Annotated in this window: 11 protein-coding genes; 3 read left to right on the forward strand and 8 right to left on the reverse strand. The window is 55.5% G+C overall.

What is annotated here, in order from left to right; all coding sequences use genetic code 11:
• The first annotated feature begins 878 nt into the window (after window positions 1-878).
• The 3 genes from CCHOA_RS06580 to CCHOA_RS06590 are packed head-to-tail and all read left to right on the forward strand — an operon-like array spanning window position 879 to window position 4,846.
• Complete coding sequence (locus CCHOA_RS06580) at window positions 879-1,862, forward strand: ABC transporter permease (RefSeq protein ID WP_123928481.1); 984 nt, start codon at window positions 879-881, stop codon at window positions 1,860-1,862.
• The gene (locus CCHOA_RS06585; protein ID WP_123928484.1) at window positions 1,863-2,936 is read left to right on the forward strand and encodes an ABC transporter permease; all 1,074 of its coding nucleotides are present in this window, start codon (window positions 1,863-1,865) and stop codon (window positions 2,934-2,936) included.
• A 2-nt stretch (window positions 2,937-2,938) separates the two neighbouring features.
• Window positions 2,939-4,846 carry a dipeptide ABC transporter ATP-binding protein gene (locus CCHOA_RS06590; protein WP_123928488.1) on the forward strand — a complete coding sequence of 636 codons (1,908 nt, stop codon included), beginning with the start codon at window positions 2,939-2,941 and terminating at the stop codon, window positions 4,844-4,846.
• A gap of 874 nt (window positions 4,847-5,720) precedes the next feature.
• Here the strand turns inward: CCHOA_RS06590 and CCHOA_RS06595 are convergent.
• From CCHOA_RS06595 to tsf, 8 genes are all read right to left on the reverse strand, one after another.
• Window positions 5,721-6,626 (reverse strand): carbohydrate ABC transporter permease, encoded by a 906-nt coding sequence (locus CCHOA_RS06595; protein WP_206425774.1) that lies wholly within the window; start codon window positions 6,624-6,626, stop codon window positions 5,721-5,723.
• A 2-nt stretch (window positions 6,627-6,628) separates the two neighbouring features.
• Window positions 6,629-7,567, reverse strand: a complete 939-nt coding sequence (locus CCHOA_RS06600) for a carbohydrate ABC transporter permease (RefSeq protein ID WP_123928491.1) — start codon at window positions 7,565-7,567, stop codon at window positions 6,629-6,631.
• Window positions 7,568-7,965: 398 nt separating this feature from the next.
• Window positions 7,966-9,210, reverse strand: a complete 1,245-nt coding sequence (locus tag CCHOA_RS06605; RefSeq protein ID WP_123928494.1) for an extracellular solute-binding protein — start codon at window positions 9,208-9,210, stop codon at window positions 7,966-7,968.
• Between the two features lie 880 nt (window positions 9,211-10,090).
• Window positions 10,091-11,203, reverse strand: a complete 1,113-nt coding sequence (gene rlmN, locus CCHOA_RS06610; RefSeq protein ID WP_123928497.1) for a dual-specificity RNA methyltransferase RlmN — start codon at window positions 11,201-11,203, stop codon at window positions 10,091-10,093.
• A gap of 330 nt (window positions 11,204-11,533) precedes the next feature.
• Window positions 11,534-12,475, reverse strand: a complete 942-nt coding sequence (locus CCHOA_RS06615; protein ID WP_123930961.1) for a phosphatidate cytidylyltransferase — start codon at window positions 12,473-12,475, stop codon at window positions 11,534-11,536.
• Between the two features lie 340 nt (window positions 12,476-12,815).
• Complete coding sequence (gene frr, locus CCHOA_RS06620) at window positions 12,816-13,373, reverse strand: ribosome recycling factor (RefSeq protein ID WP_123928500.1); 558 nt, start codon at window positions 13,371-13,373, stop codon at window positions 12,816-12,818.
• Between the two features lie 342 nt (window positions 13,374-13,715).
• Window positions 13,716-14,444: a UMP kinase gene (gene pyrH / locus CCHOA_RS06625; RefSeq protein WP_123928503.1), complete on the reverse strand. Its 729-nt coding sequence runs from the start codon at window positions 14,442-14,444 to the stop codon at window positions 13,716-13,718.
• Between the two features lie 402 nt (window positions 14,445-14,846).
• Window positions 14,847-15,680 (reverse strand): translation elongation factor Ts, encoded by an 834-nt coding sequence (gene tsf, locus CCHOA_RS06630; protein ID WP_123928506.1) that lies wholly within the window; start codon window positions 15,678-15,680, stop codon window positions 14,847-14,849.
• Between the last annotated feature and the right edge of the window lie 17 nt (window positions 15,681-15,697).

The following is a 15,697-nucleotide window of genomic DNA, read 5'->3' on the forward strand; positions in this document are numbered from 1 at the left end:
TTAGCGGTAAGTTCTCCTGCTTCTTCCAAGCGACGCATTTACCCCACTCGTTGTTTCACATGGCTTGCCACATACTCCCCTTCTTTCGCACGGCGATCAATACCACGGGGCACTGACCGTGTGCCGAATCAGGACTGAGCGCAACACCGTACAGGTTTGCCAAGACGCCAACTGGTGCCCTCACTCAGGAATGAAAACGGGCACAAGTGCTACTACTCAATGCTTGAACCGTCCTGTTTTCCACCCGCAACAGAGGGCATATCACCCCCTCCTGTGTGAAGCTCAAAGGTGTGAGCAAAGACAAAACGGCGCCGTTTTGACGTTCCTCGCTCGCTCGCCTGCGAAGAAATATGGCCTAAATTACCCCCGCGAAATTTAGGCCTTTCCTATCTCACCGTATGGAAAACCCCAGGCCAAGACGTTGGCGCTCACAAAGCAGCAAAGGCTAGTACACCCATAGGAAAAAAGCATAGGCCGGAAGTTCAACCACACCCGCCTGGCAGCGTAGACTGTGACCACAGGCACAGTTATGTGCCCTCCCTGCCCATCCCACACTAAGGATGACACGGAACGTGCATCATCCGGCGTGGGGCCACGTGGATGAGGGAGACGCTCCGGTTAGCTAATGTTTGGCAAGTTAACCGGTTCACCGCAGGAACTGTTGAGTGAATTCGGATGATTTCAACATTCGAGATCACCCCCCAAGATTGCAGTGATCTCCAGCGCACTCCCCTGATCCACGTGGCCCCACTGCTGTTTGATCGCCACAGCAGTGCACCGCTGGTTCCAAGACGGCACCGAGATACACAATCGGGCGAGCCGTCACAACCAGTACCACCACTGCCAACAGTGTTGTCCGTCAGGAAGGCCTACGAGAGATGATCAAATATCTGCTCAAGAAAGTGGCGAGTTGGGGGTTGATGATTTTCATCGCCGTCAACGTCACCTATTTTCTTGCGAGCGCGTTTCTAAACCCCCGCTCTAACTACATTGGACGTCGTCCACCAGTCCCCGAGGATCGCATCGACGCAATCCTCACCCCGCTGAACCTCAACGACAAGATTTCGATCTGGGAACGGTGGTGGACATGGCTGTCTAATATTCTCTTCCACTGGGACTGGGGCTACAGCCCGCTCGGCAACAGTGTGAACGAAGAGATCTCCTACCGTATTTGGGTATCCGCTCGGCTGCTGCTGTTAGCCACGATTTTGTCGATCGTCATCGGTATTTCCATTGGTGTGTACACTGCGTCTCGCCAGTACAAGACGGGTGACCGGGTGTTCCAATTCATCTCCATCGTGATGATGAACGTCCACATCGTGGTTTCCTCGCTGGTTGTCGTTTGGGCAGCCATCGAGATCAACAAGTCGGTTGGCAAGAGCTTGTTCTATGTCACTGGTTCTTCCTCGATTGGCGTCACCGGATTCTTCCCGCAGCTCATCGACCTCTTGCAGCACCTCATTCTGCCGACGATCTCGCTGGTGGTTATCTCCTACGCTGGCTACCACTTCCTGCAGCGCTCCATGCTGCTGGACAACATTAACGCCGACTATGTTCGTACGGCTCGCGCCAAAGGTTTGACCCGCAGTCAAGCTGTTCGCCGCCACGCGCTGCGTACTTCGATCATTCCGGTTGCTACCACGGTGGCATTCTCTATCCCGGGCGTGTTCGTTGGTGCAATTATGACTGAAACTATTTTCGGCTGGCGCGGCATGGGTCAATACTTCCTGCAGACGATCAACCGCAATGACATTCACGGTGCAGTGGCTGTTGCGGCCTTCGGTGCAGCAATGACCGCAGTCGGCGCAATCTTGTCCGACTTGTTCGTCGTATTCCTCGACCCACGAGTGAGGGTGAGCTAAATGTATAAAAACTATCGCAATAAGGGCGAGGATCGCACTGAACGGTTAAGCGCTAACGCCTCACCGGTCAATGACGTCAGTGTCGATTCGAACCCATATAATCAGTCGCTCATCTCGACCACCACCTCCGACTATGAGTCTGCCGGCGAACGCATTCGTCGCCTGCGGGCAGAACGCGGCGACTCCCCTGATTCGCCGGAGCAGACCTCTGTTTCAGCGCCGATGCGGAAATCGACACTGTATTATCGCCGGTTTGTCCGCAATAAGCTGGCTGTGGTGGGTTCGTTTATTTTCATTGCCTTGTTGCTCCTGGCAACATTGGGCTCATTTGTGGCCCAATGGGATTTCACCGAACCTGACTTCCTGAACCTGTCAGAGCCACCGTCAAGCGAGCACTGGTTTGGCACCTCGTCCTCTGGTAACGATCTGTTCGCTATGACCGTGCACGGTCTGGGGCGTTCCCTGATTATCGCTGTGACCGTGTCAATTTCGACGACGATCATCGCCTCCATGGTTGGTACTGCTGCTGCCCTTCTCGGTGGCCGCCCAGAACGGGCCATTTTGGCAGTTATCCACTTCCTGCTGGTGGTTCCTTCCTTCCTCATCATTGCACTGTTGGTGTCCGGCTCCGGTGGCGACTGGAAGCTACTCATCGTCGTGCTTATCGCATTCGGTTGGACCTACTATGCCCGTGTGATTTGGTCGATGGCACTCTCGATTCGGGAACGCGACTATGTGCGCGCCGCAAAATACATGGGTGTTTCAAACTTCACTATTTTGTACCGACACATGGTGCCGAATATCGGTTCACTCATCATTATTAACCTGGCACTTGGTGTCGTCTCCACGGTGATGAGTGAGACCGGTCTTTCCTTCCTTGGCTTGGGTGTGAAAATCCCCGACGTCTCCTTAGGTACCTTGCTGTCCACGGGTGCGAATTCACTCGAGTCCTCCCCCTGGGAGTTCTACTTCCCGGCAGCTGTGCTCACCCTGCTGACTGTGTCGATGGCGTTTATCGCCGACGGTCTGCGGGACGCTCTTGACCCCAACTCATCTGCAGGAGGCCAGGCATAATCATGGCATCATTACAACCTGTGCTTTCCGTCCGCAATCTCAACGTGTCCTTCCCTTCAGAGGCTGGCACCGTTGATGCTGTGCGCGACGTCAACTTCGACCTGTATCCGGGTAAAACCCTCGGTATTGTGGGTGAATCTGGTTCTGGTAAATCAGTCACCTCGATGGCGATCATGGGGCTGCTGCCGGATTATGCGAAAATCACCGGCTCGGTGAAACTCGACGAGCGGGAACTCATCGGTTTGACCGATCAGCAAATGTCGTCGATTCGCGGTAAAGACATTGGCATGATCTTCCAGGATCCGCTGTCGGCGCTGACCCCAGTGTTTGATATCGGCACCCAGCTGGTTGAGGCGCTGCAAACTCACCAAAACATTTCCAAGAAAGCCGCTTGGAACGAGGCAGTTGAGCTGCTTGATCTGGTCGGTATTCCAGATCCGAAGACCCGTGTTAAAGCCTTCCCGCACGAATTTTCTGGCGGTATGCGGCAGCGTGTGGTCATCGCTATTGCGATTGCAAACAAGCCGCGGATCCTCATCGCCGACGAGCCAACCACCGCGTTGGACGTGACTATTCAGGCGCAGATCCTGGAGCTGATCAAAAAAGCTCAGAAGGAAACCAACGCCGCCACCATCATGATCACCCACGACATGGGTGTGGTTGCTGGCACCGCCGACGATGTGATGGTGATGTATGCCGGTACGCCGATTGAAAAAGCAGATGTGTTCTCGCTATTCGATCAACCGCGCATGCCATATACCATCGGTTTGCTGGGGTCTATCCCCTCGCTTGCCGACAATGACAAGGAAGCGCTGACAGCTATCGACGGCACTCCGCCGATCGTGGTGGATCTGCCTGACGAATGCCCCTTCGCTGCTCGCTGCCCGATCGCTACTGTGGAATGTCTTGACCATGAGCCACCGCTGACCGAGATCGCGCCAGGTCACGAGTCCGCTTGTATCAAGTCGCATCTCATTGCGGATCGGAAACTGCAGGGGCAAGACATCTTCCCCCGGCCAGAGCGTCCTGAACAAATGTTTGCAGGTATTCCCCGCGATGAGCGCGAAACCGTGCTCGATGTCACCAACTTAAAGAAGACCTATCCGCTCGTTAAGGGCGCGCTGCTCAAACGGCGGGTCGGCTGGGTGGAAGCCGTCAAGGGGCTGACCTTTGATATTAAAGCTGGCGAATGTTTTGCGATCGTCGGCGAATCCGGGTGTGGTAAAACCACCACCCTCCTCGAGCTGATGGATCTCACGCCGCAAGAAGGCGCCACCATTGTGATCAATGGTGAAAATGCGGCAAACATGAACCGGAAACAGCGGCAAGAAGCCCGCAAAGATATCCAGATCGTGTTCCAAGATCCAATGGGTGCGCTGGATCCGCGCCTGACCGTGGCTGAAGTGTTGCGGGAACCACTCGAGGCACTCGGCTGGGAGGGCGATATTAATGCCCGGATCCGCGAGCTGATGGATCTGGTTGGCTTGAACCCAGCACACGTCGACCGCTTCCCCGGTCATTTCTCCGGCGGTCAGCGGCAGCGTATTTCGCTGGCCCGGGCGTTGGCTACAAATCCGAAGCTGATTGTGCTCGACGAGCCGGTTTCTGCGCTGGACGTGTCTATTCAGGCTTCTATGCTGAACCTGCTTGATGAGCTGAAAGCCAAGCTGGGGATCTCGTATCTCATTGTTGCCCACGACCTTGCGGTGATCCGCCACATCTCTGACCGTACTGCGATTATGTACAAGGGTCAGTTCGTCGAGATGGGTGATACAGAGGATCTTTTCGCTAATCCGCAGCATCCGTACACCAAGGCGCTGCTGTCGGCGATTCCGATTCCGGATCCGCATGTGGAACGTACCCGCGAGCGCATCATTTTGGACGACGACTATTCGCAGATCACCACCTAAGTTGGGCGGTTTCTGCCGGACTGGTAGCAGCCTGCTAGCGCAGTAACATACCACCACCGGGCATTGTGCAAATTGCTGCACAGTGCCCGGTGTTTCGTTATTCCCACTCCAGTTGCCGTGGCGCGCCGCATCATCCCACCCGCCTATGATGGCGTAGCCGCAATGCCATGATTGAAAAACGTGGGTCGGGTAATGCCATCGCTATCGAGATTTGGTGACCCCTGGCAGCGCACGGTGGTTGTACCGCGGGGATACCGGGGGTGTTGCCGATTTTTTGCTAAAGCCATCATTGGGAAATGTTCGCAGCACGGACGGAGCCAATGCGGCTGATCCCGACATGGTTTTTATGCGCCCACGGGTGCTTGAATTGCCGTGTGCCGTGTGAAAACACCGAGTTGTGCAGCTGTTGACGCTCATCCCAGGAAGCTCATCGCACCTGGTGCGAATTTCCTGAAGCTTTTCGGCTGTCCACAGGAGATGGCTATCTTGTAGCGTTGGCGCCGAGCCTGGTGCAGCACCGCGGATAGTGTGCCGGCACGCTTGCCGCCGATTAGCCGGGGACTATTGTGCAGCGCCCTACTGCCCTACCCTGCATATCTGCAACCGTTGATCGCGACAGCATCGCATCTGTTGGCAAACAATTAACGCTGTGAGTTGGGACGAATTTGCAGGAGTTCCAGCACGTGGGCTGCAATCAATCGCATCTCACCCGGTGTTCCCATCCAGCCAAACACCTTGGCGCAAGGTTGCACACTTTGCCGAACTCGCTGCGGCAACCTTGCACCGCTGGGTTGTCTTGTCGCAACAACGCGACTGACACAACATTGAAACGTAGGAAACCACGCGCCGATGCGCCACGTCGCCGGTTGTTGGATTATTTAATCGAGCCGGCAGTAAGACCGCTGACGAGCCGTTTTTCAATCACTGCAAAGAGTATGACCACTGGCACAATTGCCACAATGGAAACCCCAAACACGTAGTGCCAAGAAGTGTCGTATTGGCCGATGAATTTCGTCAACGCCACCGACAATGGTTGCTTGCCTGCGCTGGAAAGAATCACCAATGATGCCGCGAACTCATTCCATGCTGCAACAAACGTGAAGATCACTGCAGTCACAATGCCCGGCCACACCAATGGCAGATTCACCTTGGTGAGCACCTGCCAGCGACCGGCACCATCGATTTGTGCAGCTTCATCCACTTCACGTGGGACACTGGCGAAAAAGGAATGCATAATCCAGGTGGCGAAGGACAGGTTGAACGCCGAATTCACCAGAATCATCGCCAGCCATGTGTCTTGCAGATTCAATGCTAAAAATTCACGCATCAACCCTGCCACCAGCACTGCCGGCTGCAGCATTTGTGTCAACAGCACGGTGAACAAAAACAGTCCCCTGCCCGGGAACTTGTAGCGGGCTGTGTAATATGCGGCAGGCATGGCCACAAGTAGCACCACAATCGTGGCAGACACCGCGATAACAATCGTTGAGATGAGATTATCGAATACCGGGGTTTCCGGGGTGTCCCACATGGTGCGATAGTTATCCCACTGCCACTGGTGTGGGAAAAAGGTTGGATCAACACTTGTCGCCTCTGATTTGGGTTTCAGCGACGAGGTGAACATGTACAAATAGGGGGCGACAAAGAACAGGAACGTCACTGCACCGGCGAAAATCCGCAGCCCCATATGTGGCCGGTAGCCAGGTCCTGACGCTTCCTGATAGCGTTGCGCAATCCGCGAGGATCGGCGTTGCTTGCTGCGATTGTGGGAGGCTGCCATTGCTAGTCCACCTCTTTCATCGGGTTGACGATGGCAATATAGATGGCGATAACCACGATGACAATAACGAAGTTGATCACGCTTAACGCACTTGCCCAGTCGATGTGGCGGTCGTTTTGAATGATTTTGAAGATCAATGTGGTGGTGGTGTCGGCAGCGTTGCCCGGCACCGGTCCGGTGATCGTCCGCAGAATCGGCAGCGAGTTAAACACGTTGATAATGTTGATCACCGTCGAGGTGGCGATAGCTGGCCGCAGTTGTGGCAACACGACCGAAAAATAGGTGCGCCACGGCCCTGCGCCATCGATTTGCGCAGCTTCGAGCACATCTTTTGGTACGCCTTGTAGACCAGCCAAAATGGTGTAGGTCGTAAATGGAAGTGACACAAATACGGCGATGATGATCGCGACGATGAATGCGCTTGTTGCGGTTTTGGTGTAGCCCACCTGGTTCGATTCGGTGATGCCGAGCTGGTAAAGCCACTTGTTGAGAATGCCTAGGCGGGGCTCGAGGGCGTAATAGAACACGGTGGTAGTCATGACCACCGATGCTGCCCAGGGGATCACCACAGCGAGACGAACAAGCTGACGCCCAGGAAACGCCCGATTGAGTAGTTCGGCGAGCAGGAGCGAGATGACAATGGTGCAGGCGACGACTACTACCACCCAAATGACCGTATTGATCAGCACCCGCGGCAGGTCGGGCATAGCGAAAATTTTGGCAAAATTGTCGAATCCGACGTTGCCTTTATCAATGCCCGATTTGGAGATTTTCCGGGTGGAGTTGTAGATCATTACCCCCGCCGGGAACGCTACCACCCCAACGATGAGGAGCAGTACTGGGGCAAGCCACGGAAGCGCCCGGAGTGTGTCGGAGAGCGTACGCCGATCGCCGCTGTGGCGGCGTGGTTTGCGTGCGGTGGATGCTGCAGCTGACGGCATTATTAGTCACATCCGATCATGATGTTCTGCATGAAAATATCAGTGGGCGACCACTGGGCAGGCGTATGAAGGGGGCTGCTGGAAGCCCCGGAGATGCCTGTGCTGTCCGCCAGGAACAAGGCCAAATTGTTCACCGTTTGACTGCTAGCCCGGCGTCACTTGCCAGCAAGAGCGTTCGAAGAAGGGTTTCCACCCCACTGGCCCCCGTACAGTGCTGGCACGGGGGGATGAACAAACGCCCCGGTCGGCGGGATAAATCCGCGGGGCATCAACGCCCCACTGGTCGCCTTGGACTGCGGCAGATTCGAATATGTGGTCAACCAATCGAATCTGTCGCAGTGGTCATCCCCGGTAGACTCCGCAACGGCAAGCGCAGACTGCCGGGGAGATATCGCTGACTAGTCGCTTTCTGCCTTCTGCTGGATTTCACCCAACACATCAGCCGGGGCGACTTGTTGCCCAAGCTTGCCGATCGTCGATTGGATCGCACCTTGGGTGGCCTGCCATTGCGGGTTGGTAAAGGGGTAGAACTTCGCGAATTCAATCATGGGAACGAAGTCTTTGATCGAATCCTTGTCCTTCAGCTTGTCGAGGACTGGCTTGGTCACCGGAATGAAGTTCTCCGTGTCGACAAATACTTCATACACGTCATCAGAGTAGAAGTAGTCGAGGAAGGCTTTGATTGCTTCTTTTTTGTCGGTGCCGTTATCAAATGCCATGATGTGATCGGCAACACCGAGGGTCATCTCTGATCCGTCGTTGGTGGGGATGCGCGAGATGCCGTAGTCCAGGTCAGGGTTGGTTTCGGCGATGAAGTTGATATATGGCGGCAAGCCGATGACCATGCCAACTTTGCCCTGGAAGAAGGTCTGTCCGAGCGGGGTGCGCTGGGAGGCACCAGGGTTGGGCTGGGTTGCTCCTTCATCGATGAGCTTTTGCATAAATGTGGCAGCTTCAATGTTTTTCGCTGAGTCCACTTTGATGGTGTCGCCATCAACGAACGATCCGCCGTTGCCATAGAACCAGATCGCAGTTTCGGCTTGTGCTTCCTCATTACCAAGCGGCATACCGTAGCCGTCAACACCGCCGAGATCTTTGATCTTTAGCGCCGCGTCTTCCAACTCTGCCCAGGTGGTGGGCGGGGATGCAATCCCGGCTTCTGCAAACAATGTCTTGTTGTAGAACAAGGCACGTGCGGAGGCGATCAGCGGCAACGCCCATTGGGTGTCATCCATGGTGGCATTCTTTTTGAAGTTTTCGGGGAATTTCGCCAATGTCTCTGGGGACACTACTTCGTCAGCGGGATAGAGCAGGTCATCGTTGGCGAAGGCGGTAAACGAGTCGATGTTGAGAATATCTGGTGCTTGCCGGTTTTGGATCTTGGTGGTGACCACCTGGTTGATGTTCTCCCAGGATTGCACCTCCAGATTCACTTTGATGTCGGGGTGTTGTGCCTCGAAACCGGTGATGGTGTCTTCCCACAATCCTTTGGTGTTATCGGAATAGGTGGGAACCAGCAAGCTGATTTCGGTGACACCGTCGGCGCTGCTGCCGGTGTCGGCACTATCGCTGGCACAGGCAGCGGTCATCAGCAGGGACATGCCCATGGTGGTTGCCAGGACGCCTCGTGCAATGTGACGCATATCAGTGGCCTTCCTTCTTGTGAGAGGGTTCTCGTCGCTGTGGTGTGGATCCGTCTCACAGACCTGTGATCCACGTGTCGCGGTTGTGCGACAGCGAACCTGGCTGAGGTTGCCGCCGCGAGTCTTCCAGCTTGCGCTGGGTAACTGTTCAGATTCCACAGTACTCACATCAAGGGTGGAATTGATGCCCAATCGGCAATGAGTTTTTTCCACCTTTGCCACCCCCACACTTCACATTGCCGATCGATAATGACTTCTTTAATGCATTATCACTCACCGCATGGCGAATTAATAACACCATAAGAACACTTATCCACCCACTCATGGGGGTATTCGTGATGGTTGCAACGACAGTCCTGGCAACAGGCACTGTCGCCACCCCGGCGATTTTCTATTTCCCCACTACAGCGGGCACCAACCGGGCGTAACCAGGGGTCATTTTCATGGCTTATTTCTCCCCTCAATCGGTGGTGCCATGGCTGTCAGTTCCAGCAGACCGGGCACAACTGGGCATACAACAGCCAGCACTACAACGCACTGACGCGGTCGTACAGCTCACCTTCGGTGTTGCTCACCATGGCAGTGCGGTAACCCTGGTCATCGCCTGCGAAAACTTCCTAAAAAGAGCCCTGCACACTGCACTGCTTACCCCCATTTGCTACACCCAGCTGTGCACAACACTGGGAAAACCGTGGAGTCGACAGCGCTCCCCGCTTCACGGCACTCCCCTTGCACATGGGAACCTCAGCAACAGTGCCGTGACGCATCCCCACGCCCACTTGCCGGCACACTGTCAGCATGCACCATGCCGGCAACGGTGGAAACGAAACAGCTGCTGGCACTATATTCCCCTGAACAATCAGCCAGCAGCCACACTCCCCTAGCTGCTCGAAGCGTCGCGTTCCTCTGCAGCCAGCTGACCACATGCCGCAGCGATCTCCTGGCCACGCGTATCACGCACGGTGCATGGCACACCTTGTGCCGCGACACGAGCAACAAACTCGTCCTGCACAGGTTTCGGGGACGCATCCCACTTCGAACCCGGCGTCGGATTCAGCGGGATGAGGTTGACATGCACCCGCGAACCAAGCGCTTTATGCAGCTTTTTGCCCAGCATGTCAGCCCGCCACGGATGATCGTTAATATCGCGAATCAACGCGTATTCAATCGACACACGGCGCCCAGTGGTGTCGGCATATAGCCGCGCAGCATCCAACACTTCCTGCACAGACCAGCGATTATTCACCGGTACCAAGGTGTCACGTAGCTCGTCGTCAGGGCAGTGTAGCGACACCGCCAATGTCACCGACAAATCCTCCCCGGCAAGCTTACGAATCGCCGGCGCAAGACCCACCGTAGAAACCGTGACATTGCGTTGCGAAATCCCGAACCCTTCCGGGCTAGGACTGGTGATCTGTCGAACTGCCGACAGCACCCGCTTATAGTTAGCCAGCGGCTCCCCCATGCCCATAAACACAATATTGCTCAGACGGCCGCCTTCATCGCGCATCGTAGCTGCGGCGTGACGAACCTGTTCCACAATCTCCCCAGTTGACAGATTCCGATCCAAACCGCCTTGCCCGGTAGCACAAAACGGACACGCCATCCCGCAGCCCGCTTGGGAAGAAATACACAGCGTTGCACGATCCGGATAGCGCATCAGCACCGACTCAAGCAGCGTCCCATCGTGCAAACGCCACAACGTTTTCTGGGTCTGCCCATTATCGCAGGCAATACTGGTCACCGGCTCCATCAATGTGGGAAACAGTGACTCTTGCACCGCAGCACGCACATTAGCCGGAAGATCAGTCATCTGCTGCGGGTCAGCCTGCAAATGCTCGTAATAATGAGTGGCGATCTGCTTTGCGCGAAACTTTGGCAGCCCAAGTGCTTCCACTGCAGCGATGCGCTGGGTGGAATCCAGATCGGCAAAATGCTTCGGCGGCATTGCTCGTCGCGAAGCGGAGAATACTAAAGGAATTTCTGTAGCCATGGCAGACTCATCATTGCACGAAACACCTGCTAATAGGTAACCCACTTCCCCAACCGGTTTACCCACCGCACGACGATCAACACCAGCTAGAGCAGTGAGCGATCGGATCCGCCAGGGAACACACACAGCAACGAACAGGCAGCGACCGGCTTATGTGTGACTTCACTTGGCAAAACACATCGAACCGCCACTGCAACAACTGACCGGATTTGCCACCTTGCTCGCTTTCAGCCTTGGCTTCACAGCAAGAACGACAAAATAACCGAAAGCCGGGCTGAAGACCAGCCCGGCTCAGCACGAGACAGCTGTTCGCACAGTGCTTATCAGCGGCTACATTTGCGCCATCAGGTTCATAAATAACCAAGTCACCATAGCTGCGGGCAGCATACCGTCGACCCGATCCATCACCCCGCCGTGGCCGGGCAGCAGATTGGACATGTCCTTGATCCCCAGTTCGCGTTTAAACTGGGACTCGACAAGATCCCCGAGCGTTGCACAGATCACTAAGCCGAACCCCATGATCGCTCCACGCCACCAAGTGTCGTGAATGAGAAACTCGCTACACAGTGCACCAGCAATAATGCCGAACACCACAGAGCCGGCAAACCCTTCTAAGGATTTCTTCGGCGACACTGCAGGTGCTAGCGGATGCGACCCAAACAGCACACCTGCCACATAGCCGCCAACATCGTTAGCAATCACACAGACGATGAACGTCACAATATACAGCTGGCCGGGCACCCCGTCGCGGCTGAGCAGTGAGAGCATCGCGGCAAATGAGCCGAACAGCGGAATCCACACCAGCACGAACACCCCAATCGCGGTGTCCCGCAGATAATTCTGCGGCGGTGTAGAACGGCCATTGCGGAAGAGGCGCCCAAACATCAATACCAGCACCGTGGCAACAAATGAGGCCACCAACCCTTGGGCGCCAAACGGCCACGACGACCACAGCATCACTTGGCCGCCCAGCAGAATCACCAATCGCGGGACGAGATAGCCCACTTCCCGCAATCGACGCAACACTTCATGCGAGCCGAGCCAGACCGCGACCGCCACAAACGGATACCACCCGTAGGGGATAACGAAAATACACAGCAGTACAACTGCCCCCAACCCCACTCCGGTGGCGATTGCCTGCTTGAGGTTGCGTCCCGCCCCATTCTTCGGTTTCGGGAGGGAGGCTTTCAATGCATCCCGTCGACGAATAAGCTGCTCTGGCGGCAGCGGTCGCCCCGGCGGATTCGGTGGCGGGCTATCAACTTGGGGCATGGACGAGTTCACCATCACTTGGCCAACAGCATCGTGAAGTACCACGATCACTGCAGCAGGGTCGTAGGAGAGGATTCGATGCGCATTGTTTCTTCTTTACACCGCACCGGAGAAAACCAGTGGTACCAGGCACACAGGTGACGTGCGCCTGGAAGCGCGGAATACATTCCCTGCACCTGCAACCACTGTGGTAACGCTTCTGCTCGCTGCCGCAACTGCGCCGGGCAACGCGTGCAGCGACACATCGTTTCGTTTTGTCGCAGCACCGCTAGGAAAAACCTGATCGTTTCTCCATGCAAGGCGGAAAGAACGCAGCAGCGAACATAGGCGCTGCTCGCAGCTACACTTCGAGCAGTTCCTTTTCTTTTTTCTCAACCAAGACATCGACCTTGGCCACATATTCCTGGGTGGTCTTGTCGAGTTCCTTTTCAGCTGCGATTACTTCATCTTCGCCAGCATCGCCGTCTTTTTGCATCTTCTTGAGCACATCCATGTGCTTGCGACGCACATTGCGGATCGCGATCTTGGCATCCTCACCCTTGGCCTTGGCAAGCTTTACCATGTCTTTGCGGCGCTCTTCGGTCAACTGTGGCACAGTCACGCGCAACACTTGCCCGTCGTTGGTTGGGTTGACGCCCAGATCAGAGTTCCGAATAGCGTTTTCAATTGGCCCCATTGAGCTCATCTCATATGGCTTGATGATCAGCATACGAGGCTCTGGCACTGAAATAGTGGCCATCTGAGTGATCGGGGTTGGCACGCCATAGTATTCAGCGATCACGCTGTTAAACATTGCCGGGTTTGCACGCCCGGTGCGGATAGTCGTGAGTTCTTCACGCGCATGTTCCACAGAGGCAGCCATTTTTTCTTCGGCGTCGAGATGATTTTCTTCAATCATGATTGTTTCGGGTATCCATCCAAGTAGGTTGTCGAACTTGCCACGTACCAGAGGCAGCAGGAGCTGCATCGTAGCGGCACTATCGGCAACAGCTTTCGGTGATTCGTTGCCTGGTCGCTATTCTAGCGGCACCGCCTGGCAACCTTACGGTTGACAGGCGGATCTGCATCAAATGTGACTACGGTGATACCGCAGCAGCGAGTTTCCCACTGATTGGGAGGTCTTTGGGCTAACAGCTACTGCAGCAATGCATCGCCGCGAGTGTTGCGAGATAAACGCAGAGGCTACAGCCTGCATTCGGCGCGGCTTGACGCTATGTTGGCGATGCTTTGTCGCGCCAGGTTAGGACTTGACGAGCGTGCCGATTTGTTCGCCGGCGACGGCACGGGCAATGTTGCCCTTGGTCAGCAGGTTGAACACCAAAATCGGCATATTGTTGTCCATACAGAGGGAAAATGCGGTTGCGTCAGCGACCTTCAGTCCCTTTTCAATACATTCGCGTGGGGTGATCTCTGAATAAAGTTTCGCGTCAGGGTTCGTGCGGGGATCCGCATCGTACACCCCGTCGACGGCCTTTGCCATGAGCAGCACTTCACAGCCGATTTCCAAAGCACGCTGCGCTGCGGTGGTGTCGGTGGAGAAATAAGGCATACCCATGCCGGCACCGAAGATGACAACTCGTCCCTTCTCAAGGTGACGGCGGGCTCGAAGGGGCAGATATGGCTCTGCGATCTGCGCCATATTGATGGAGGTTTGCACGCGGCAATCCACTCCAAGCTGCTGCAGAAAATCTTGCAGCGCAAGACAGTTCATCACAGTGCCAAGCATGCCCATATAGTCACTGCGCGCCCGATCCATCCCCCGCTGGGAAAGTTCAGCTCCACGGAAGAAGTTACCGCCACCGATGACCACACAAACTTCGTGGCCATTTCGGGCAACTTCTGCGATCTGCTGGGCGACATTTTCGACCACGTCAGGATCAATACCAACATTACCGCCGCCGAACATCTCACCCCCCAACTTCAGCATCACGCGCTTGTAACCTGAACGGGTGGTTTGTTCGTCGGCCATGTGGTTCTCCTATCAAGGTGCGGAATGTGCCCCTACAGCGCTGCAGCAAGCCAGCAACAATGGTTGCAGAGCACACCACAACGTGCAGCTTGGTCACCGGACGGTTCCGACAACAGTGTTGAGCTTAACGACTCACGCTGTCGGCAACCGTTGCGAACACCATGTGTCAATAACGCAAGCGCTCAAGGGCAGGTATTACCAACCGTCTATCGTAGCGCACATTGTCACGCTTGCGATTGCGGCCCGAGCTAGCAGTAATACAGCAGGCAAAATCGGGTGATGGTTGGCCTGCAATGCACTAGCCCCAGATAGCACCACACCCCAAGCACACAGAGTGTCCTTGGGGTGTGGTGAGCTTATTGGCCTTTACCGACGGTGCAAAACCACCGGCGCAATAAATGCTTAGCTGTGCTGGCCAACTTCGAAGCGAACGAAGTCGGTGAGGGTGACACCAGCTTCATCCATGACCTGCTTCACGGTCTTCTTGTTGTCAGCAACGGAAGCCTGCTCGTTGAGGCAAACATCCTTGTAGAAGCCCTTGAGACGGCCTTCGATAATCATCGGCAGAGCTTTTTCTGGCTTGCCTTCTTCACGGGAGATCTGTTCGGCGATTGCGCGTTCCTTCTCCACGATTTCAGCCGGCACATCTTCAATGTTGAGGTACTGAGCCTTCATTGCAGCAACCTGCATGGCAGCAGCGTGGGCAGCCTTCTCAGCAGCTTCACCAGTACCGGTGTAGGCAACGAGTACGCCAACGCTTGGTGGCAGGTCAGCGCTGCGGTGGTGCATGTACTTCGCGACGTTTTCACCTTCGATGGTGGTGGCACGACGCAGTTCCAGCTTCTCACCAATCTTGGCGGACAGCTCCTGGATAGCTTCTTCAGCAGTCTTGTCGCCGTCAACCTTGGCAGCCTTCAGCTCTTCGGTGGAGTTAGCCTTCACCTCAGCAGCGGCAGCAGCGATACGGTCAGCGAAGGTCTTGAACTCTTCGGTCTTCGCAACGAAGTCGGTCTCGGAGTTCACTTCGATCATGGTGTTGCCGGAAACAGCAATCAGACCTTCAGCAGCGGTACGCTCGGCACGCTTGCCAACATCCTTAGCACCCTTGATACGGAGCAATTCGACAGCCTTGTCGAAGTCACCTTCGGTTTCGTTCAGGGCGTTTTTGCAAGCGGTCATACCGGAACCGGTGATCTCGCGAAGCTTCTTTACATCTGCAGCGGTGTAGTTCGCCATAACTTGGGCGATCCTCC

Source organism: Corynebacterium choanae (assembly GCF_003813965.1).
In the GTDB taxonomy this organism is placed as follows: Bacteria; Actinomycetota; Actinomycetes; order Mycobacteriales; family Mycobacteriaceae; genus Corynebacterium; species Corynebacterium choanae.

Coding starts and splice junctions, on each gene's coding strand:
- CCHOA_RS06580 (WP_123928481.1), top strand. CDS start 879: ATGATCAAATATCTGCTCAAGAAAGTGGCGAGTTGGGGGTTGATGATT.
- CCHOA_RS06585 (WP_123928484.1), top strand. CDS start 1,863: ATGTATAAAAACTATCGCAATAAGGGCGAGGATCGCACTGAACGGTTA.
- CCHOA_RS06590 (WP_123928488.1), top strand. CDS start 2,939: ATGGCATCATTACAACCTGTGCTTTCCGTCCGCAATCTCAACGTGTCC.
- CCHOA_RS06595 (WP_206425774.1), bottom strand. CDS start 6,626: ATGGCAGCCTCCCACAATCGCAGCAAGCAACGCCGATCCTCGCGGATT.
- CCHOA_RS06600 (WP_123928491.1), bottom strand. CDS start 7,567: ATGCCGTCAGCTGCAGCATCCACCGCACGCAAACCACGCCGCCACAGC.
- CCHOA_RS06605 (WP_123928494.1), bottom strand. CDS start 9,210: ATGCGTCACATTGCACGAGGCGTCCTGGCAACCACCATGGGCATGTCC.
- rlmN (WP_123928497.1), bottom strand. CDS start 11,203: ATGGCTACAGAAATTCCTTTAGTATTCTCCGCTTCGCGACGAGCAATG.
- CCHOA_RS06615 (WP_123930961.1), bottom strand. CDS start 12,475: ATGCCCCAAGTTGATAGCCCGCCACCGAATCCGCCGGGGCGACCGCTG.
- frr (WP_123928500.1), bottom strand. CDS start 13,373: ATGATTGAAGAAAATCATCTCGACGCCGAAGAAAAAATGGCTGCCTCT.
- pyrH (WP_123928503.1), bottom strand. CDS start 14,444: ATGGCCGACGAACAAACCACCCGTTCAGGTTACAAGCGCGTGATGCTG.
- tsf (WP_123928506.1), bottom strand. CDS start 15,680: ATGGCGAACTACACCGCTGCAGATGTAAAGAAGCTTCGCGAGATCACC.